General features: G+C 60.5%; 12 protein-coding genes and 1 pseudogene. 6 read left to right on the top strand and 7 right to left on the bottom strand.

What is annotated here, in order from left to right; translation table 11 throughout:
• Positions 1 to 94 precede the first annotated feature (94 nt).
• Genes ACZ51H_RS06955 through ACZ51H_RS06945 form a run of 3 tightly spaced genes read left to right on the top strand, consistent with a single transcriptional unit; the run spans position 95 to position 3,392 of the window.
• Positions 95 to 2,092: a TadE/TadG family type IV pilus assembly protein gene (locus ACZ51H_RS06955; RefSeq protein WP_464801347.1), complete on the top strand. Its 1,998-nt coding sequence runs from the start codon at positions 95 to 97 to the stop codon at positions 2,090 to 2,092.
• 47 nt (positions 2,093 to 2,139) lie between these two features.
• Entirely contained in the window at positions 2,140 to 2,703 is a 564-nt protein-coding gene (locus tag ACZ51H_RS06950) for a TadE/TadG family type IV pilus assembly protein (RefSeq protein WP_464801346.1), read from the top strand.
• Positions 2,704 to 2,714: 11 nt separating this feature from the next.
• The gene (locus ACZ51H_RS06945; protein WP_464801345.1) at positions 2,715 to 3,392 is read left to right on the top strand and encodes a TadE/TadG family type IV pilus assembly protein; all 678 of its coding nucleotides are present in this window, start codon (positions 2,715 to 2,717) and stop codon (positions 3,390 to 3,392) included.
• 75 nt (positions 3,393 to 3,467) lie between these two features.
• Here ACZ51H_RS06945 and ACZ51H_RS06940 read toward each other — a convergent pair.
• The 5 genes and pseudogenes from ACZ51H_RS06940 to ACZ51H_RS06920 form a co-directional block, all read right to left on the bottom strand.
• Positions 3,468 to 4,025: pseudogene (locus ACZ51H_RS06940) on the bottom strand (catalase); the annotation flags it as partial.
• 98 nt (positions 4,026 to 4,123) lie between these two features.
• Complete coding sequence (locus tag ACZ51H_RS06935) at positions 4,124 to 5,035, bottom strand: formylglycine-generating enzyme family protein (protein ID WP_464802864.1); 912 nt, start codon at positions 5,033 to 5,035, stop codon at positions 4,124 to 4,126.
• An 80-nt stretch (positions 5,036 to 5,115) separates the two neighbouring features.
• Entirely contained in the window at positions 5,116 to 6,402 is a 1,287-nt protein-coding gene (locus ACZ51H_RS06930) for a TetR/AcrR family transcriptional regulator (RefSeq protein ID WP_464801344.1), read from the bottom strand.
• A gap of 109 nt (positions 6,403 to 6,511) precedes the next feature.
• Positions 6,512 to 8,833: an arylsulfatase gene (locus ACZ51H_RS06925; protein WP_464801343.1), complete on the bottom strand. Its 2,322-nt coding sequence runs from the start codon at positions 8,831 to 8,833 to the stop codon at positions 6,512 to 6,514.
• Positions 8,834 to 8,838: 5 nt separating this feature from the next.
• Entirely contained in the window at positions 8,839 to 11,181 is a 2,343-nt protein-coding gene (locus ACZ51H_RS06920) for an arylsulfatase (RefSeq protein WP_464801342.1), read from the bottom strand.
• Positions 11,182 to 11,254: 73 nt separating this feature from the next.
• Here ACZ51H_RS06920 and ACZ51H_RS06915 point away from each other — a divergent pair, with 73 nt between their 5' ends.
• Positions 11,255 to 13,120: an alkyl sulfatase dimerization domain-containing protein gene (locus ACZ51H_RS06915; RefSeq protein ID WP_464801341.1), complete on the top strand. Its 1,866-nt coding sequence runs from the start codon at positions 11,255 to 11,257 to the stop codon at positions 13,118 to 13,120.
• A gap of 39 nt (positions 13,121 to 13,159) precedes the next feature.
• Positions 13,160 to 15,304 carry a TonB-dependent receptor gene (locus ACZ51H_RS06910; RefSeq protein ID WP_464801340.1) on the top strand — a complete coding sequence of 715 codons (2,145 nt, stop codon included), beginning with the start codon at positions 13,160 to 13,162 and terminating at the stop codon, positions 15,302 to 15,304.
• 598 nt (positions 15,305 to 15,902) lie between these two features.
• Here ACZ51H_RS06910 and ACZ51H_RS06905 read toward each other — a convergent pair.
• Positions 15,903 to 16,805, bottom strand: a complete 903-nt coding sequence (locus tag ACZ51H_RS06905; protein WP_464801339.1) for a TauD/TfdA dioxygenase family protein — start codon at positions 16,803 to 16,805, stop codon at positions 15,903 to 15,905.
• Between the two features lie 275 nt (positions 16,806 to 17,080).
• Between ACZ51H_RS06905 and ACZ51H_RS06900 the strand changes: the two genes are divergently transcribed.
• Positions 17,081 to 18,805, top strand: coding sequence for an N-acyl-D-amino-acid deacylase family protein (locus ACZ51H_RS06900; protein ID WP_464801338.1), 1,725 nt, complete (start codon positions 17,081 to 17,083; stop codon positions 18,803 to 18,805).
• On the opposite strand, the gene ACZ51H_RS06895 is transcribed toward ACZ51H_RS06900, so the two are convergent.
• Positions 18,797 to 19,834, bottom strand: a complete 1,038-nt coding sequence (locus ACZ51H_RS06895; RefSeq protein WP_464801337.1) for a helix-turn-helix transcriptional regulator — start codon at positions 19,832 to 19,834, stop codon at positions 18,797 to 18,799. The genes ACZ51H_RS06900 and ACZ51H_RS06895 overlap by 9 nt on opposite strands.
• Positions 19,835 to 20,429: the final 595 nt, after the last annotated feature.

Raw genomic sequence — 20,429 nt, 5'->3', positions numbered from 1 at the left:
AAATCTAGATCAATCAGAACGTAAAATTCCAGAAATTTGTTCTTAACGATCTCCTCCTAATTGAAAGAAAGTATAAAAATCGGGGAGGAAAATTTTGTTCGAAGAACAACATTCCTTTTTAAGACGCTTTCGACGGAATGAGGCGGGCAACACACTGGCAATCACTGCCGCGGCGTTTTTCCCCTTAGCGGGCCTAATTGGAGGCGGAGTAGACATCAGCCGCCTCTACTTGACGAAGACTCGGCTTCAGCAAGCTTGCGATGCTGGCGCTCTTGCCGGACGGCGGGCGATGACGGGTCTGACTTGGACGACTGGCGCGGGCAGTACAGAAGACACTGCAGTCAAGTTCTTCAATGTCAACTTTCCAGCGCACAAATATGGGACCAGCTTGGCGACGGGGGTCTATTCTGCAAGCGCCACAGGCGCTGTCACGGGCACAGCTTCCGTAGTGGTGCCGATGACCTTGATGTCGCTATTTAATATTCCAGACAAAACCATAACGGCGAACTGTACGGCGGATCTTCAATTGCCGAATACGGACGTCATGTTCGTCCTCGACACAACTCGGTCGATGCTGGATACAAACAGCGGCGACAGTTCAAGCAAGATCGTCGGACTGCGCAGCGCGGTGACGAACTTCTACAACTTGCTGGAGCAGGTGAAGCCCGTCGGCAGCGCCATCCGCTACGGATTTGTGCCCTATTCGTCGACAGTGAATGTCGGGATGTTGCTAAAGCGCGAGTGGGTCCAGGACAATCCTTGGTATGACTCCAGGCAACCGGCGCCTCAGACGACGAATACTGTGACCACGACCACGACGCAGCCGGCGACGAATTCGTCTTCCAGCACAGTTTTTAACAGCGGAAGCATCACGACTTCGACTTCCCCTGGGCAGGCAGAGAGCTGCGCCGCGCCGGCCAATTCCAACTATACGGATGTCTACAGCGGCTGGTCGGCCTACAGCCCCTCCGCCACTGCTTCGCCCCGGACGCGGACCCGGACACGGACCCGAAATGGAACGACCTATTCGGCATCCTCAAACGCCAGTGGCTGCACTATAACCGCCACGACCTACAATAATTATGCCCAGACGGTTACCGAAACCGTCACAAACAATCCCAACGCTGGTCAGACGACAACGACCACCACGACAACACCAGTGTACAATTGGTACTATCAGCCCGTCCAATATTCGATGGCCACACTCAAGGGCAACGCTGCGAACGGCCTGATGACCGGAGGCAGCTTCACTGCGACCGTCGCCAACAAAAACACTAGCCGTACGATCAACTGGACCGCAGCAAATGCATGCATTGAAGAACGCTCGACGCGTCGATCCAATGAGGGCTCCACCGTCCCGCGCAATGATATGGACGTGGACCTGGTCCCCAATGCTGCCAGTCCCGACACACAGTGGAAGCCATATATCCCCGGCATCGTCTATGGACGTAACGCGGCCAGCGCGACGGCGGCCAGCGGCTGGGTCTGGAGTGGCTCTGCTGCGACTTTGACTAACGCAAATTATTATACCCCTTCCGGCGACACAAGCTTTTACGGCGCCTGTCCATCACCGGCGCGTAAGCTAGGTTCGATAACCTCGTCTGCGCTGACGACCTATCTTAACGCCCTGTCGCCAGCTGGTTTTACCTATCATGACATCGGCATGTTGTGGGGTCTTCGCCTGATGTCGCGTGATGGCATCTTCAGCGCTGAAAACCAGGCGGCCGAAGCGACCGGCAAGATAGCGCGGCACATTATCTTTATGACCGACGGCCAGACCGAAACGCATATTGGTGCCTATGATGCGTGGGGATTGTCTGCAACAGCCAGACGGCGCACCGCTTCTGCATCCATCCCGACCGATACTGAACAAAATGGGCTCACGGAAAGCCGACTTCTGGAACTCTGCTCGATCGCGAAGGATCAAAAGAATATCACGGTTTGGGTGATCGCCTTTGGAACGACCCTGACGCAGTTGCTTAGCGATTGCGGATCGCCCGGCAAGTCTTATCAGGCAAACAATGCTGCGGAACTCAACGCGACATTCAGTCAAATTGCGTCGCAGATCGCCTCTCTGCGGATCACACGATAATGTGCGGAGGCAAGAAGTTCGTCAAGGGACGTCGGAAAGCAGCGGCGTTGGATGAGACTGGTGCCACTCTGGTCGAATTCGCCATTGTCGCGCCGATCCTTGTCCTTATCCTGATGTTCCTGTTTGACGCGGGCTATTATTTTTATGCCCGTGCGGTTTTGAGCGGAGAGGTTCAGGCCGCGGGGCGAGCGTCGGCACTGGAGACTGCCACCGACACCAATCGTGCCTTGCTGGATGCGGGCGTTGAAGGGGCCGTAAAGAAATTGGTGAGCGGAGGTATGCTCAGTTTTGAACGGCTCGCATTCAAATCCTATGGCCGAGCGCAATCCCGGGTTGAGTCCTTTATTGATTCTAATGGTGACGGCATCTGCAACAACAATGAGGGCTTCGACGACGCCAACCGCAACGGTGTCAGGGATGCAGATTCCGGGGTACAGGGTCAAGGCGGCGCCAAGGATGTCACCATCTATTCGGTAACCCTGCAATATGATCGCGTTTTCCCGATGGCCACACTTTTGGGATGGAGCCCCAGGGTCAGTATGACCTCTCGCACCATATTGCACAACCAGCCCTTTGATAAGCAGGCAGAGCCGCTGATCGGAAAATGTTGAGGATCTTGTTGATGAATATTCTTCTCTCGCGGGTACAAAGCGTGATTGATGCGATCGCTCATCGACTAGGTGGTCTGGTCCGTTGTAAATCCGGAATAGCCTTGACGGAGTTTGCAATAGCGTTTCCTTTGCTACTGATACTTGCCACTTCAGGCCTTGAACTCATCAACTATGCTCTGACGGTCAAGAAGATAGGCGAAATCTCCGGAATGGTGGCGGACAATGCATCGCGCATGGGCTCTCAAAGCGCTATTAATAACAAGCCGGTCAGCGAGGCAGAGATTAATGACGTTTTTATCGGTGCCGACTTACAGGCGTCTGAACTAGGCCTCGGCCAAAATGGTAAGATCGTGCTTTCCAGCCTGCAGACCAACCCCGATGGTGGTCAGACCATCAAATGGCAACGGTGCTTTGGCGGCGATGCATATCACTCCGCTTATGGGCCACAAGGCACGGGGGCTACGGGTACGAGCTTTGCGGGCATGGGGCCGACGGGTGAGGAGATCAAGGCAGCTGCGGGAACAGCTGTGATGGTGGTGGAAATCCATTATACCTACAAGCGCTTGATGCCGATTGTTTCTTTACCACTTCACGATATTACAGAGCTTTCAGCCTTTAATGTTCGTGACAGTCGCGATATTACCCAAGTTTATAATAGCGAAAACGTGACGCCTTCAACCTGCACCTGACTCTGCGTCCTTCCCGGCATAACGGCGTGTGAAAGTGGGCGCTGAGCGCTAAGACTGCGCAGGCTGCGCTTTGGGCTATGGGTTCGCGTCAAGGTCGACATTTAGTTCACGTGGCCAGTAGCGAAGCGGGCGGCACGCCGCGATGAACGTGCGGGCGTCGTCGGTCTTGCCGAGCGGCAGACAGGCCTCGTCCAGATCGCTGGCGATGCCAGCCTTGGCGAAGATCGCCTCTGCCTCGGCGCTGATCCCTATGAATTTGCAATGGGCAAAAGCGTCGGTGACGAAATCCTTGGCTGCCGCGTCGAGCGACAGCAGCGCTGCCCCCTCGGCGGACACGATGATGGCGACTGCATCGAACAGCACCGACGGCCCACCGTCAATCTTGTGCTTGGCAGCTGCCCGCGTCCCATCGGACAGGGTTACCCCGCCGATCTTCGGGGCGATGATCTCGAACATGGCGCCTTCTGCATCCACTGCATCGATCAGCGCCTTGAGCAATTTTGCGTCCGCTCCGTCGCTCAGCAGGATGCCCAGCTTTCGACCGCGAAAACTACCCGGACCGTTTTTGACGATGCTGAGCTTGTCGGAAGGCGGCAGGTCCATGATAGGCTTGCGTGCGGCCACGGCCGGATCGGTCGAAGACTGCCGCCGCATAGCAGTGGTGGGCATAGCCCTGCTCCGCGATGCCGAAAGCCTGTAGCCCGTCGCGGACGGTTAGGTTGTCGGTGGCGTCACCCTTTCGCCCGCACCACGCAGCGAAAACCTACATGGCTGGTCGATGAATCGATTGCCTGCGCATGTCTCGCCGCCGGGCGGTAGCGCTGGCAGTAATTGGATGCGCAAAGGTGCGAACCGCCTTTCACGACCTTTCGCGGGATCGCATTCACTGCGTCCATGCTCTCGCGCCGCGTCGGACCGCGTGGATTTGCGGGTATGCAGCAGCTACCGCGCGCCTTGCTTTCAATCTTTGGCTGGGCATACCAGTCGATGGTCCATTCCCAGACATTGCCGATCATGTCGTAAAGGCCAAAACCGTTCGCCGGATAGCTGCGGACGGGGGAAGTCCTTTCCCATCCATCGTCCAGAGTATTCGCGAATGGAAAAGCGGCCTGCCAATAATTGGCCAGCATTGCTCCATCGGGCGCCAGTTGATCGCCCCAGGCATAATCCTGCCCGTCCAACCCACCGCGCGCCGCATATTCCCATTCGGCCTCGGTCGGCAGCGACTTGCCTGCCCATTTCGCATAAGCACGGACATCCTCTAATGCGACATGCACGACGGGGTGATCCTCCAGCCCGTCCAGATTGCTGTCCGGGCCATGCGGATGCCGCCAGTCCACGCCGAACGCGAAGTCCCACCACTGGCTGGGATCGTGCAGGTCAACCGGCCCGGACGTACGGTGAAACAGCAAAGATCCCGGCCGCGCCATGTCGATCGGCATGCCCGGATAGTCTCTGGGATCAGGCGCGATTTCAGCCAGCGTCTTGTGGTTCGTGGCGTCGACGAAGCGGGCGAATTCGCGATTGGTGACAGGAGTCTCGTCGATCCAGAAGCCATCGACGCGCACGGGCCGCACCGGCGCTTCTTCGGGGTAGAAATTCTCAGACCCCATCGCGAACACGCCCCCTTCCACCCAGCGCATGCCACTGGTGTCGGGTTGAGCTGCCCGTGACGATCGCATCGCCTTTTGCTTGGAAAACTGACGCATCGATGCTCCGAATCTCAATCTGCTTGCGCGATCGCCTTTTGCCTACTGCCAACGCGCAGCCCATTCAGGAACAGCCCGGCGCACTCTCTAGCGTAAATGTCGCGGTCTGCTTCCGACGGCGGCGTCATGGCGGTGAAGAAGCGAACGGCGAAAGTCGCAAGCGTATAAAACATGCGTGTCGCTGACTGGCTGGGACGAGCCAGGCCCAGCGCTTCCAGTTGCTGCTCCAGCGCATCGCCCAGGCGGCGTACCCGGCCTTCATAGAATAGCTGGGCAAGGTCGGGGATGAAATCGGCTTCCACGATCAGCAGCCGGTGCATGCGGATATTTGCCGGTTCCAGATGACGGTCCAGCGCCTGACGCGCCAGAGCGACAATCGCGATTTCCGCGTCCGTACTCGCGGGCAGCAGCTCGAACGGCTGATGACTGGCGGCAAAAATTTCGCGCTGAACGATGTAGCGCAGCAGATTTTCCTTGTTGCCGAACTGCCGGTAGATGGTCGCCTTGCTGACCCTTACGGCCGCCGAGATGCGGTCGATACTGGCGCGGCGATAGCCATATTCCAGAAATTCGCTCGTCGCTGCATCCAGCAGCGCCAACAGCTTTTCCGCAGGCAGCCGCAGCGCGGTGACGCCTTCGCGGGCGGGCGGCTCGATGGGCGTGGAGGGGGCCTTGTCCCCGGCCGCGTCCTGCACGCTGCGATATCCGTCCAGGAACATCCGCACGGCCTGATCCACGATGCGCTTCTGCGCGGCCTTGCCCGGCAACTGCTTGCCCAGAAAATAGCGCGCGCCTTCCACCGCCACGCCGCCGAAGCGGATAGCCATGGCGAGTGGATCGCACGGCACGATCACCGCGCCCTCGATCAACGCTTCAAGGTAAAAGGCGAGAGGTTGAGACGCTGCCAGTCGCCTTTCGTGCAATTCCGCCGCCAATTCCGGCACATGGTTCGCCGCTTCGATATTGGCGCGGAACAGTCCGAAATTCACCGGTTCGGCGAAACCTTCGAACAGGCGCATGGCGTACCGGGTCAGCGTGTCCTCGGCATCCATGCCGTTGTCGATATTGGTCATGCTGAGCCACGCGCCGTTCAACTTGTTGCGGACGGCGGCCTCGAACAGGGCGAGCTTGTTGGGATAAAGCTCGTAAATGCTTTGCTTGCTCATGTGCGCGACGGCAGCAATCCGGTCGACGCTTGCGCGTTCGAAGCCCTCGGACAGAAAGACTTCACCGGCTGCGTCAAGGATTTGCGTCCTGCCGTCGCGCTCGGCGCTATCGGGATGAAGAGTGATTTCGACCATGCGGGATCATCTTAACGGCGGGAAAGGGCGCGACGTCAACGGGCAAAGCCGAAAAGCGCCTCCCGACGCCTGCGGTCGCGCGGGACTGCAAGCGTCAGGGGCTCGCCGTTCAGGGCGCTTCACCGCCAGCGCCCGGCTTGCCCACGGCGATGTCCACCTTCCCGATCCGGCCGGGGAAATGCCCGCCCGCCGCATAGCCGGACGTGACCGGCGTGTCGGCGTCAAAGCCGATGTCCAGCGTGTCGCTCATCTCCGGCAGTTTCGAGATGGTGCGCGCGATGCGGCCCTGTCCGATGATGTCGCCATTGGCGCTGATCGTCATCTCGCCCCCGGCATTGACGCCGCCATCATAGCGGAAGTCGAACACCAGCCGCTGTTGCCCGGCCGCAAGCGGTTGCGCCGCAGCCACCTGCGACTGGTCGTCAGCCAGCTGCGATGCCGCCATCAGGGCAATGGGGAGACCGTCCTTCAGATAGAAGCTCCAACCGCCGAATTTGCTGCCCAGCGCCACGAGCGCGCCGGTTGCAGGTTCATTCGGCACGTCGATATCGGCCGTGATGCGGAAGCTGCGCGCCAACAACGGCGCGGCGCTGACCGAGGGGATGCTGATGCCCGCCCCCCAATAGCTGTAGGTCGATCGATGCGGCCGCTGGCTCTCCGCTGCCTGGAACCGCGCGAGCGTCAGCCGGTCGTCGAGCGGGAGAACCTGGTTCCGTTCCGCCTCCTTCTGGAAAAGTGCCTGCATTTCCTTCAGTTTCGCGCCTCGGCTCGCCGCCAGATCATGCGCCTGGGAGAAATCCTTGCGCAGATCGTATAGCTCCCACTTATATTGGTTCGGCAGGACCGAGCCGTCGCCGCGCTGCCACGGCAGATTGATGGGCGTGCTGCTCGCCAGCCAGCCTTGATGGTAGATGGCGTGATTGCCCATCATCTCGAAATATTGGGTGTCGTGCCGCTCGGGCGCTTTGGGCGCGGCGAAGCTGTAGGCGAAGCTGACGCCGTCGATCCGCTGCTGAGCCACGCCATTGACGACATCAGGCGTCTTCAGACCGGCGACTTCCAATATCGTCGGCATCACATCGGTCACATGCGTGAATTGCGACCGGATTCCGCGCGCCTTGATATGATCGGGCCAGGACACGACCAGCCCGTTGCGGGTGCCGCCAAGATGAGAGGCATATTGCTTGAACCAGCGAAACGGCGCGTCCGTCGCCCAGGCCCAGCCATAACCCCAGTTGGCGACGGCATCTGGACTGCCGATCTTGTCGAGATTGGCGAGCAGCAGCCTATCATCCTCCTGCATGGCGTTGGCGAAGGCGGACATGGGGTTTGAACTGCCATTTTCTCCCCCTTCGGCGGCAGCGCCATTGTCGCCTTCGATGAACATCACCAGCGTGTTGTTGCTTTCCCCCATGCGATCGAGTTCATCGAGGACGCGGCCGATCTGCGCATCCTGATAAGCGAGCATCGCCGCATAGACCTCCATGAAGCGCGCGTTGATCCGACGCTGGTCGGGGGTCAGTTCGCTCCACGCCTTCAGGCCGTCGGGCCGCGCGGTGTCCTGCGTGGCGGAGGGTATGATGCCGAGCCGCTTCTGGCGGCGGACTGTTTCCGCCCGCACGGCGTCCCATCCCTTGTCGAACTGGCCCTTGAACTTCGCGATCCAGTCCGCCGGGGCCTGAAGCGGCGCGTGCGCTGAGCCCGTCGCATAATAGAGGAAGAAGGGCTTGTCTGGCGCGGACGCCTTCTGATTGTGGATCCATTGGATCGCCTCGTCGGCGAGCGCCTTGTCCAGCACCCCTTCCTTCAGCGTGGGTATGGGCGTGATGCCGCGATACAGGGCCGGGGTGAACTGGTTGGTCTCCGCCGACATGAAGCCGTAGAAATGTTCAAAGCCAAGCCCTGTTGGCCACATGTCGAACGGCCCTGCTGGCGACACATCAGCTTCCGGCGCATTATGATGCTTGCCGACCATGGCGGTATTATAGCCATTCTGCCGCAGCACCTCGGCCACTGTCGCCGCGCTTTTCGGTAATATGTTGGTATAACCCGGGAAGCCCGTGGACAGATTGGCGACGATGCCGTTGCCCACCGCATGATGGTTGCGCCCCGTCAATAGAGAGGCGCGCGTTGGTGAACACATGGCGGTGGTATGAAAGCGGTTATAGACTAGGCCCCGCGCCGCCAGCCGATCCAGATTGGGCGTCGGGATCGGCCCGCCAAAGGTCGATGCCGCGCCGAAACCCACATCGTCGGTCAGGATCAGCAGCACGTTGGGCGCTCCGGCGGGCGCGGTAACGGGCTTGGGAAAGGCGGGAGTGGAATCGGCATAGGTCTGCCCGATTTTCCCCGCGAACGGAGCAGCCGGGGCAGGCAATACCGTTTGCGCGGCAAGCGGCGACGCGCTCGCAAGCAAAGCTGCGGCAAGCATTTTTCTCATTTCAGAAATACCTCGATCTTGCGGACTTCGCCGTTGAATGAATGGCCGTTCGGGTAGTCGATCACCGTCGCCCCCGTGTCGTCGCCAATGTCGAAGGTCTCGCCGAGCCCGGCGGGGATTAGGAAGGTCCGCTCGATCCGCCCGCGCGCGACTTCGCTGCCGTTGACGCTGATGCGCATCAGCCCGCCGCGCCCGAAGCCGTCGCCGTCATAGTCGAACGCATAGCTGATTTTGGCCGGACCCGCCGGGATCGGTGTGGCCGCCGCGACGTCCCATTGATGGCTTGGCTGCTGCGTCAACGCCAGGTGCGCTGCTGGTTTCCCATCCTTCAGGTAAAAGCTCCAGCCGCCGAACTTGCTGCCCTGCGCGACCAGCGGGCCGTTGCCGCCGCCCGAGGGCATGTCGATATCGGCGACGATCTCGAAGGAACGCCCCCGGATCATGGGGGCCGCGCCTTCAGCTACGCTGATCCCCTTGCCCCAATAGGTGAAGCTCTTGCGGCGCGGCGCGAAGGCGATCTTCGAAGCGGAGGAACGGTCGAGCGATTGCCGCCCATCGAGCGGGAACACGTTGTTCTTTTGCGCCTCTGCCGTCCAGAGCGCCTGCAACTCCTTCAGCTTCTCCGGATAGCGCGCCGCCAGATCGCGGGACTGCACATAGTCCTTGTTCAGGTCATAAAGTTCCCATTTATAATCGAGGGGAGAACTGAGAACTTCGCCCATCTTCCATGGCATGCGGGCGGGCGTGGTGCTGGCCATCCAGCCCTTGTGATAGATGGCCCGCGTGCCGATCATCTCGAAATATTGGGTATCATGCCGCTCCGCAGCCTTGGGCGCATCGAAGCTATAGGCAAAGCTGACGCCGTCGATCCGCTGCTGCGCGATGCCATTGACGCTCTCGGGCGCCTTGATCCCCGCCACTTCCAAAATCGTCGGCATCACATCATTCACATGGGTGAATTGCGAACGGATGCCCCGCGCCTTGATATGATCGGGCCAGGACACGACCATGCCGTTGCGTGTTCCACCAAGGTGAGAGGCGATCTGCTTCATCCATGGGAAGGGTCCATTGGTCGCCCAGGCCCAGCCGACCGGAAAATGACCGTAACTGTCCTTGCCGCCCAGTTTGTCGATCATGCTGTTGAGCCAGGCCATGTCCTCTGTCGCGCCGTTGGCGAATGTGCCCAGCTCATTGGTGCTCCCCGCCATTCCGCCTTCGGATGACGCGCCATTGTCGCCTTCGATGAACATGACGAGCGTGTTGCCGCTCTCGCCCATGCGGTCCAACTCGTCCAGCAGGCGGCCGATCTGCGCGTCCTGATAGGCGAGCATGCCAGCATAGACTTCCATCATCCGCGCATAGACGCGCTTTTGGTCGGCGTTCAGCCTGTCCCAAGCGGGAATATCACCGATGCGCGGCGTGGCCTTGGTGCCTGGCGGAGCGATCTTCATCGCGATCTGGCGCTTCAAGGTTTCGGCGCGAACCGCGTCCCATCCCTGGTCGAATTGACCCCGGAACTTCGCGATCCAGTCGGCTGGCGCCTGATGCGGGGCGTGCGCGGTGCCGGGAGCATAATAGAGGAAGAAGGGCTTGTCGGGCGCCGCTGCCTTCTGCGCGTGGACATAGCCGATCGCCTCGTCCGCCAGATCACGGTCCAGGATGTAGGTCGGGTCCTTGTCATATTTCTGCTCGGCGGGCGCATTGCCGCGATAGAGCTTGGGCGTCCATTGTTCCGTGTCGCCGCCCAGGAAGCCGTAAAACTGCTCGAAGCCTAGCCCCGTCGGCCATTGATCGAAGGGGCCTGCGATGGAGCCCTCCTGCGCCGGGATATTATGATGCTTGCCGAACATCGCCGTGTTGTAGCCATTCTGGCGCAGCACCTCGGCGACCGTGGCTGCGCTGCGGGGGATCATCGACCAATAGCCGGGATATCCGGTGGCGATATCGCTGACCACCGCATTGCCCACCGCATGGTGATTACGCCCGGTCAGCAGCGAAGCGCGCGTGGGCGAACACATCGAGGTGGTATGAAAGCGGTTATAGACTAGGCCCCTCGCCGCCAACCGATCCAGATTGGGCGTAGGTATCGGCCCGCCAAAGGTCGACGCCGCACCAAAGCCCACATCGTCCGTCAGGATCAGCAGGACATTGGGTGCTCCCGCAGGCGCGGTCACCGGCTTGGGGAAGGCCGCGACCGAATCGGCATAGGTCTGCCCGATCTTGCCCGCAAATGGTTCGGGTGCGCGTGGTAGCACGGTTTGCGCCGCGATAGGCGCTGCACTAGCCAGCAGAACCGCCAGAAATCCCGCGCCAACTCTCATTTCCGAACGTCTTGGCATCGCTCATCCACTCCATCCTGTTTTGTATCTTGTACGGAAGAGTTTCGTACAGTACAAGCTAGCAAACGACAAAATGAACGATAGGAGAGTATATGACCCGCAGGGTTTCGACCTGCTGCGCCGATCGACGGCGCATTCGACAATCGCCGTATGCGCCGGGAGTGTCGATCTGATGCGCATCCTGACAGCCCTGCTGCTGGCCGGCGCAGCCACCCCTGCGCTCGCTCATGCGCCAGACCTGAACGTGCCCTTTTCCGCGCCGTCCAATTACACCGCGCATGCCCGCCTGTTTCAGGAGCGCGTTACGCATGTAGGAAAGACGCCGGTCTGGCAGATCGAATTTCAGGGCATGAACATCGTCGTCGTCGAAGGCAGCGACGGGCTGATCCTCCTTGACACCGGCATGAACCGCGATGTCGCGACCGCCGCCCTTGCAAAGATAAGGGCGCAGATCTCGACCAAGCCGATCAAGGCGATCATCTACACGCACCATCATCCCGATCATGTGAATGGAGCAGGGGTCTTCGCAACCCCGGCCGACGTCGCCAGCGGCAAGGTGCCGATCTACGCCGCCTCCAATTTCCTGAAGGAATTGTCGGATGAAGGCGTTGCGACGCTGCCGATCGTCGCCACCCGCGCCGCTTATATGTTCGGCTTCAGCCTGACCGGGAAGGAGGCTGAGGATTTTCATGTCGGCTGCTGTGGCGGCTTGGGCGCGGCTGGAAAGAATGAGTCCGCCTATATCCCACCCACGCAATTCGTCGATATGGACGGGGCGCGCGACATCGAAATCGCTGGGGTTAAGCTGCACCTGTTCCACACTGGCGGGGAGGCTGCCTCGCATATCGCGGCATGGCTCCCCGATTATCAGGTGCTGATTTCGGGCGACGAGGTGCAGGGGCCGACTTTCCCCAACCTCCATTCGATGCGCGGCACCAAGATGCGCGACGCCAACCGCTGGATCGAGGCGCTGCGCCGGATGGAGCGCTATGACGCGGCCTGGATGGTGCCGATGCATGGGCCGGTCGTGGAGGGCGCGCCGCAGATCAAGGCTCTGCTGGCCCGCTATGAGGATGCGATCCAATATACGCATGACCAGACGATCCGCCTGATCAACAAGGGCGTCACGGAGGATGAACTACCCGATGCATTGGGACCGTTGCCGCAATGGCTGCGTTCGGAACCCTATACGACCGAATATTATGGCACCGTCGCCGATGCCGCGCGCAGTTATTATGTCGGCTATATCAGCTGGTTCTCCGGCGATGCGACCGATCTTGCGCCCACGCCGCGTGTGGAGCGCGCGCGGCGGGAGGTGGCGTTGATGGGCGGGCGACCGCCGGTCCTCGCCGCTGCTAACCGCGCCTTTGCACAGGGCGACGCGCAATGGGCGGCGGAGCTTGCCACGCTGCTGATCGCCATAGATCATCAGGATATGGACGCGCGTCGCCTGAAGGCCGCTGCTTTCCGCAAGCTGGGCTACGCCAACTATAACAGCAACCGGCGCGGCTTCTACCTGATGGGCGCGCTGGAGCTGGAAGGAAAGCTGCAGCAGGCGGGCCTCACCGCGCGCTACATGAACCCGGACAATATCCGTAAGATGCCGGTGGCGCTGATGCTCGAACAAATCCGCTACAAGGTCGATCCGAAGCGGGCCGGGGCTGGCGACCATGCCGTCGCCTTGGCGATCGCTGGAGAAGGCGACCCATGGCTTCTCGAACTGCGTAACAGCACCTTGAAGTTTCGGCGGGGCCAGGCGGGGACCATGCCCGTCGTGAATCTGGAGCGCACTGCGCTGGGAGATCTAGTCTCCGGCAGCCAGTCCGTCGACGCGTTGGTGAAAACAGGCGCAATCTCCGGCGCAGGGTCGTCCGCGCTCGGGCAGATATTCGCCGCGCTCGACCTCACCGTCACCCCGATCAATCTCGTCATACGCTAACCAGTACGAAACAACATCGTACAACAGGGAGGAACTATCATGAACAACGCTATTTCACGCCACGCCCTGGCACTGTGCCTTTTCGCCTGCGCCTCACCCGCGCTCGCCCAGGAAGAGGATGGCGGGGGCATCCAGGAGATCGTCGTCACCGCCCAAAAGCGATCTGAATCCCTTCAGAAAACGCCCATATCGATGATGGCCATGACCGGCGCCGACATTGAAAAGAAGGGCATTGCCGACATCACCGACCTGCGCACGCTGGTCCCCAGCCTTGCCGTGACTCCCCATCCGAACAGCGCGACAACGGCTCGCGTTTTCATTCGCGGGATCGGCAATAATGACGACCAGATCACCGTGGACCCCAGCGTCGCAGTCTATCTGGACGGCATCTACATCGCCCGCAACCAGGGCCTCTCTGCCGAAGTTGCGGAGGTCGAGCGGATTGAAGTGCTGCGCGGGCCGCAGGGTTCGCTCTATGGCCGCAATGCGACGGGCGGCGCGATCAACTACATCACCCGCGCGCCTGAACTGGACGAGTTTTCCGCGAAGCAAACCCTCGCCGTCGGCAACTACAACCAGTTTCGGTCGCGCACCCGCGTAAACATCCCGGTGGGTGACAAGCTGGCGGTCGAACTGGGCTATCTGCACAGCCAGAAGGATGGCTTTGTCGATAATCCGGGCACCGGCGTCGACCGCTGGGGCGATCAGCGCCGCGACGCCTATCGCGCGGCCATTCTGTTCCAGCCGACCGATGCTCTGCAGCTGCGCTACACCTATGACCGTTCCGACATCAACGACACACCCGTCTTCATGGCCGCGGCGCCTTTCTACCCGCGTAAGGCCGGCCGGCCAACGGCGGGGTCGCCCTTTGTGCGCAACCTCATGCCGAACGATGCCACGTCTCAAGGTCATAACCTCACCATCAGCTGGGAAGTGGCTGACGACGTCACCTTGAAATCGCTCACCGGCTATCGGAAGCTCTCCAGCGTCACCAATCAAAATTATCTGACCGGCGTCGTCGGCGCATTCCCATTGATCCTGACCGGCTTTGACCAGCAGCAGGATCAATGGAGCGAGGAAGTGCAACTTGTCGGCTCCGCTCTCGATCGCCGGCTGGATTATGTCCTTGGCGCTTATTATTTCGACGAAAATGGCGAAAGCACCGATTATTCGGCGATAACGGGCCGTCCCCGCGTGGATCGCGTCGCGACGATCCACAACCGCGCCTATGCCCTCTACGGCCAGGCGACCTTGCGCCCTGCCTTCGTTGAGGGGCTCTACCTGACCGGTGGCCTGCGCTGGTCGCGTGACGAGCGTGAAGCAACGCTGGATCAGACGATCGTTCCCGCGTCAGGCGCGCCGACCGTGCTACCCCATGGCGAGGGCAAAAATCATTTCTCCAACCTCAGCCCCAGCTTCGTCATCGGCTACAACGCCACCCCCAACCTCAATATCTACGCCAAATATGCGCGTGGCTATAAGACGGGCGGCTACAATATCCGCGCCAGCAGCATCACGCGCTTCAATGAAGGCTTCGGTCCCGAAACGCTGGACTCCTTCGAACTCGGCGTAAAAGCGAGCTGGCTCGACAATCATCTCCAGACAAACTTCGCCCTGTTCCGGTCGAACTACAAGGATATCCAGACCAATCTTCAGTCCGACCCGACCAATGTCGCGATCACCGATGTGTTCAATGCAGGCAAGGCCCGGATACAGGGTTTCGAACTGGACCTGATCGCCAAGCCGGCCGATGCGCTGACGCTTTCAGTCAACTATGCCTATCTGGACGCCAAGTTCCAGCAGATCCTCGATCAAACAGGCAACGACATCACGTCTCGCTATACTTTTGTCGAAGCGCCAAAACATACGCTGACGACTTCGCTGGAATATCGCTTCCCCGATACGCCCATCGGCGTCCTCACGGCGAATGTCGACTATTTCCTCAAAAGCAAGGTTTCGACGTCCACAGCCGATCCGCGTTATGTGATCGGAGACTATGGACTGCTCAACGCCCGCCTCACCCTTTCCGATATTCCGGTGGGCTTCGGCAACTGGCGTCTGTCGGCCTTTGGCAAGAATTTGACCGACAAGGAATATTATATCGCCCATTTCAACGGCGGCCTGCCAAGCGCGATCTTCGGCGATCCGCGCACTTATGGGCTTGAACTTACGTTTGAGTATTGAACGATGCCGCGGTGTCGAGACTGATTTTTTGGCTCGGCACCCGCAATCGTCGGATTATCGCTTCGGTCGATACTGCCACAAGCACTCAGATGATCAGGTGTCCGGCACCCAGCCCCAGGTGTGACCTGATAACATTTGACGCAAGTTGTTTCTCTTTTACGCCGAACTCGCCTAGATCGCCGCCGAACGCAGCCGCGATGGTTGGCGATGGTTGGCGATGGTCGCCACGGGAACTGCAGTCTTCAAGAGGGGAGGGTGAGAGCCTATTTGCTCGTAAGCCAGTGCGATCGTGCCACGAGTGAATTGCACTGAAACCGTCTAAGCATCGAACGCGTGTAAGAGGTCCCTTGATGGGCCATCATCATGAAGGGACGGCGCAAGGTTGCTGCCGGTAGCAGCTCGTAAACATGCAGGCTGCAAGTTTTAACAGCCTACGAGGCGGTTTCTGCTTCCGCTAACCGCGGAACTTCCGACCTTTTGCCACGATTTTCCAAGGAGGATCTGTGCTTCATCTTCGTTCCTTTGTCGCTGCGGCGAAGCCCAAGCCCTTGATCACGGTGTCAAATTTCTGTTGTCAGGGCAGGCGGCGCGCACCGCCTCAAGCGACGAGCGCGGCGTGTGGAGCGATCGTTCGCCCGACCTTCGCCGATCCACGCAATGTCGTCCGGTGCACGACCCGGATGACGTCCAGCGGATGTCCTTCGGCGCGATGCATCATCCGGTAATTGTCCCATAGGATGATGTCACCCTCGGCCCAATCATGTTCGTAGATGAACCGCGGCTGGCATAGCTGGCCGATCAGAGTCTGGAGCAGTTCATCACTTTCCGCCTGATCCATGCCAACAATGGCTTGCAGGTTCAGCGGGCAGATATTCATGATCGTGCGGCCGGTTTGCGGATGCTTCCAGACGAGCGGCCTTGCCTGTGGCGGATAATCGGGAAAGTTCATCTTCATTTCGCCGACGCGCGTGCCATTTTCATTGCCGAAGCGAACGCGGCTGAGGTCGGTGCAAAATTCGAAGCGTACTTCGAGGCCCTCAATACGGCGCTTGAGCGATTCATCGAGCTCGTCATAGGCCGCTGCGGTGTCGAGCCAGGCGGTGTGGCCGCCGATCGTCGCCTTCTCCACCATGTTGAGCAGCGCCCCGGCATTGGGCACTTCCTGAAAGGCAAGATCAGTATGCCAGGGTATCCGGCCGTAGGTCGGCACGCCGTCAAACGCATAGACCGGCCCGCGCGGCCCACCCTTGTTGGTGAGTAGGATCAATTCGGGATGTTCGGGCAGGCGCAGGTCGGGAACGGGATGCGGTTCCAGTTCGCCAAAGCACCGGCTGAGGTTGAGCAGAAGTTCAGGCGCGACGCCGACGCCCCGGAACAACAGAACGCCTTCTTCCCGCCACAGCGCAACAAGTTGCCGGGCTGTATCCTCATCGATCGCTCCGGAAGCATCTACACCGATGACTTCCAACCCGATCGCGCCGAGCTTCCTTGTTTCGATCATTGCAAACACCTCTTCTGATTCAGCCTGATCCCGTTTTTGCGACTGCCTGATGCAGGCCGGTGACCGCCGAACTGTTGTGATGGCGCTATTCTCAATCGACGCTTCACGACTGTCATCATGCAAATGAATGATCGGCACGACGGCGCGAAAAACGGCGTGAAGACTGGCGATCATCCGTTTGGATGAAGGCGGGTACGCCCTCTGTTGTTAACATCAGTGGATAGGACAAGCAGCATGATCGCGCCGCAAAGACGGCGACGGCGAGGAGCAATGAAATGAGCGGCTTCGATATATTGATACGCAATGGCCTGGTGGTCGATGGCGCGGGCAACGAAGCCCGGCGGGCCGATGTCGGGATCATCGGCGACCGCATCGCTGCGGTGGGCATGAATCTGGGCGAAACGGTCGAAGAGATTGACGCTACGGACATGATCGTGACGCCCGGCTTCGTCGATATTCATACCCATTATGATGGCCAGGTAACCTGGGATTCCCGGCTGCGCCCATCGACCGAGCATGGGGTGACCACGGTGCTGATGGGCAATTGCGGCGTTGGCTTTGCCCCGTGCCGCGCGGAGCAGCGCGAGGGGCTCGTCCGGCTGATGGAAGGCGTGGAGGATATTCCGAACCCCGTGCTGACCGAGGGCCTGCCCTGGAATTGGGAGACATTCCCCGAATATCTCGACAGCATTGGCGACAAGGCATTCGACGCGGATGTCGCCGCGCTTATCCCGCACGCAGCGCTGCGCGTCTATGTGATGGGCAAGCGGGGCGAAGCGCGCGAGCCAGCTACGGCGGAGGACCGCTCCCGCATGGCCGCGCTGGTGAAGGAGGGTATCGCGGCGGGCGCGATGGGCATCGGCACATCCCGCACGATGTTCCACCGTTCGATCGACGGCAATCTCATTCCCACGCTGACAGCTGGAGAAGCCGAGCTCCAGGCGCTGGCGGACGCCATGACGGCGGCGGGTGGCGGCACCTTCCAGTTCGTCAGCGATTTCGCCGATGAAGAGGCGGAATTCGACATGCTGACCCGCATTGCCGAAAAGTCGGGTCGGCCGATCACTTTCCCCGTCAGCGGTACGGTGGAAGACCCGGAACGCAGCAAGCTGATGTCACGCATCAGCGCCGCCAACGCAGCCGGTTGTCGCATCGGCGTACAGGTTCTGGGCCGGGCGACGGGCGCGGTGATGGGGCACCAACTCACCTTGCATCCCTTCTGTACCAGCCCCACCTACCGATCGCTCGCCAAGCTGCCGTTCGAAGCCAAGATAGCGGAGCTGCGGCGGCCGGAGGTGAGGGCCGCGATCCTCTCGGACCCGCTCACGCCCGACCCGGGCAATGCCTTGACCAACTTCGTCCATGACTTTGGCCGTATCTTCCCGCTTGCCGACACGCCGAATTACGAACCATCGCTGGATGAAAGCATGGCGGGGCGGGCAGAGGCGATGGGCATCACGCCAGCCGAGCTTGCTTACGACATGCTGTTGGAGCGGGATGGCAAGCGGCAACTGTACCTCACCATCTCCAACTATGCCGAAGGCAATCTGGACGGGATGGGAAAGATATTGATGCACCCCGATGCGGTGATGGGGTTAGGCGACGGGGGCGCGCATTATGGCGCGATCTGCGACGCGAGCTACTCGACGCACCTGCTGACCCACTGGGTGCGGGATCGCGCCTACGGGCGTGTACCGCTGGAGCGGGCGGTCGTTGCGCTGACGCGCGGCCCGGCCTCGCTCATCGGCCTTAACGATCGCGGCGTGCTGGCACCCGGATACCGTGCGGACATCAACGTCATCGATTTGAAATCGCTTCGCCTGCACGCGCCAGAGGTGACGTTCGATCTTCCGGCAGGCGGACGGCGGCTGACGCAGCGGGCCGATGGCTATCATGTCACCATGCTGGCGGGCGAGATTGTGCTGCGCGATGGACAGCCCACTGGCGTGCTGCCGGGCCGCCTCGTGCGCGGTGGCCGTGCTAAGCCTGACTTAGGCTGAGGTCGCGGCCGAGTTCAGCAGTGCCCGGATCAGGTCGCTTTGGCGATTGATGCCAGTCTTGAGGAAGATGCTTTGCAGCTGCGACCGCACGGTGTTGCGGCTGATGCCGAGTTCTGCCGCTGCTTCCTCAAGGCTCGCGCCCTTGGCTAATTTGCTTGCGAGCAGCGCCTCGGCCGCACTAAGGCCAAAGAGGCGGGCGAGGGTCTCTGCTGGCCAGGCAGCCTGCGCTGCCGGATCACGCAGCACCAGGATGGCCGTCCGCCGGTTGGGCTGGCGCAGCGGGAAATAGCCGGGACCTGGCCGGACGATGATCGTCAGCGGCAAGTCATGGTCGCGGCGGGAAAAGGCCATGGGCACATAATTCTGCAGATCGGGCTCGGGCGCCTGGGCCAGCGCGCAACGCCTGATTTCGGCAAGCAGCGCGCGGGTTTCCTCTCCGCTTTCCGCCTGCAATCGGCCGCCTACGACACGCAAGCCGCCGCCGGTCGCAAGCAGATGCTCCGCCACATCATTGGCCAGCATCAGCTCCGCATCACTGCTTACGAGAGCAGCGCCGATGCGGCTGGTGTTGAGCGCAAGATCATTCAACATGCCGCGCCGCGCCAGATCCATGATCCGGTAGTAAATCTGCAAGCTGCGGCGCAAAGGTTCCGACAGGGACGCAAGCAGCTGTTCCTGCGGCGCGGAAAGGGGCGCACTTTCACTCTGCCGCCACAATATGATCGTTGCACTTCGCTTCTGACTATCGGCGACGGGCAGGAGCGTGACATGCGCACCGCCAAGGGCCGGGAGGCTGTGCACGCCGCTGTTTGGTTCCAGCGTTGTGGTTGCGAAGAACGCTTCGATCTCCGCTGCCACCGCGTCATCTGAATAGGCGCCGACAGCGACCTCAGCGCCGGATGCGCCCACCATCACCGCTGCATGTTCACAGCCGAAAACTTCGCGCGCAGCATGCGTGAAGCTGACCCAAGCGGGGACCTCCGACGCACTAGCGTATAGCGCGTTCAGCAGCGTTTCGCGGGACTGCAATGTGCCAGCATCGGCAACTGGGAGGCGGCTGTTCGAGATAGCTTTGATCCTGGGACCGCGATACGCCTATGGGATCGGAGACGGGCTGGTCCAAGGTTTAGCATCCTCATCATCCGGTGCAAGGGTAGTCGCGCGACAGGCTAGCCTGATTGTTCGAGAGCTGCTTTGGCGAGTCCCTCGTCGCTAATGGTCCATCCTGTGATCGACCAGTCACAGCTAATCACGGCCCAGGCGACGTTGGCAATGTGGACTTCCACACTTTGCAAAGCACATCAGATTAATGACCAGCGGCACTGTTGCCTGCGTTGCGAGCGGCGGAACGAGCCTGACCGCCAGCGAGTGGCCAGTTTCGGGGTGCTCAGCATGGACAAGCGGACAGTCCGCACCGGAGCAGCGAAATTTTTCTCCTAAACGGCAAAGAAGGGTCGAGTTTCCCATCACCATCACGACCGCGCTCGGCAAGACTTGCCCTCATATTCGAAATGATGTCGGCTGTATGCTCGACCATTCCACCGCAACACAGGGAAGCAAAAGCCAGGCCCGCCGACCAGCAGATCTGGATAGCCGGAAGCCCCCTTGGTGCGCAGGAACTTGG

It is taken from the genome of Sphingobium sp. TomMM15, from assembly GCF_055397045.1.
The sequence above is the reverse complement of the archived record's forward strand: the minus strand, read 5'-3'. Positions and strand labels throughout refer to the sequence as shown.

Bases quoted from the DNA above. Each gene is read 5' to 3' on its own strand.
- ACZ51H_RS06945 (WP_464801345.1), top strand. From the start codon at position 2,715: ATGAATATTCTTCTCTCGCGGGTACAAAGCGTGATTGATGCGATCGCT.
- ACZ51H_RS06935 (WP_464802864.1), bottom strand. From the start codon at position 5,035: ATGCGCTGGGTGGAAGGGGGCGTGTTCGCGATGGGGTCTGAGAATTTC.
- ACZ51H_RS06930 (WP_464801344.1), bottom strand. From the start codon at position 6,402: ATGGTCGAAATCACTCTTCATCCCGATAGCGCCGAGCGCGACGGCAGG.
- ACZ51H_RS06925 (WP_464801343.1), bottom strand. From the start codon at position 8,833: ATGCTTGCCGCAGCTTTGCTTGCGAGCGCGTCGCCGCTTGCCGCGCAA.
- ACZ51H_RS06920 (WP_464801342.1), bottom strand. From the start codon at position 11,181: ATGCCAAGACGTTCGGAAATGAGAGTTGGCGCGGGATTTCTGGCGGTT.
- ACZ51H_RS06915 (WP_464801341.1), top strand. From the start codon at position 11,255: ATGAACGATAGGAGAGTATATGACCCGCAGGGTTTCGACCTGCTGCGC.
- ACZ51H_RS06910 (WP_464801340.1), top strand. From the start codon at position 13,160: ATGAACAACGCTATTTCACGCCACGCCCTGGCACTGTGCCTTTTCGCC.
- ACZ51H_RS06905 (WP_464801339.1), bottom strand. From the start codon at position 16,805: ATGATCGAAACAAGGAAGCTCGGCGCGATCGGGTTGGAAGTCATCGGT.
- ACZ51H_RS06900 (WP_464801338.1), top strand. From the start codon at position 17,081: ATGAGCGGCTTCGATATATTGATACGCAATGGCCTGGTGGTCGATGGC.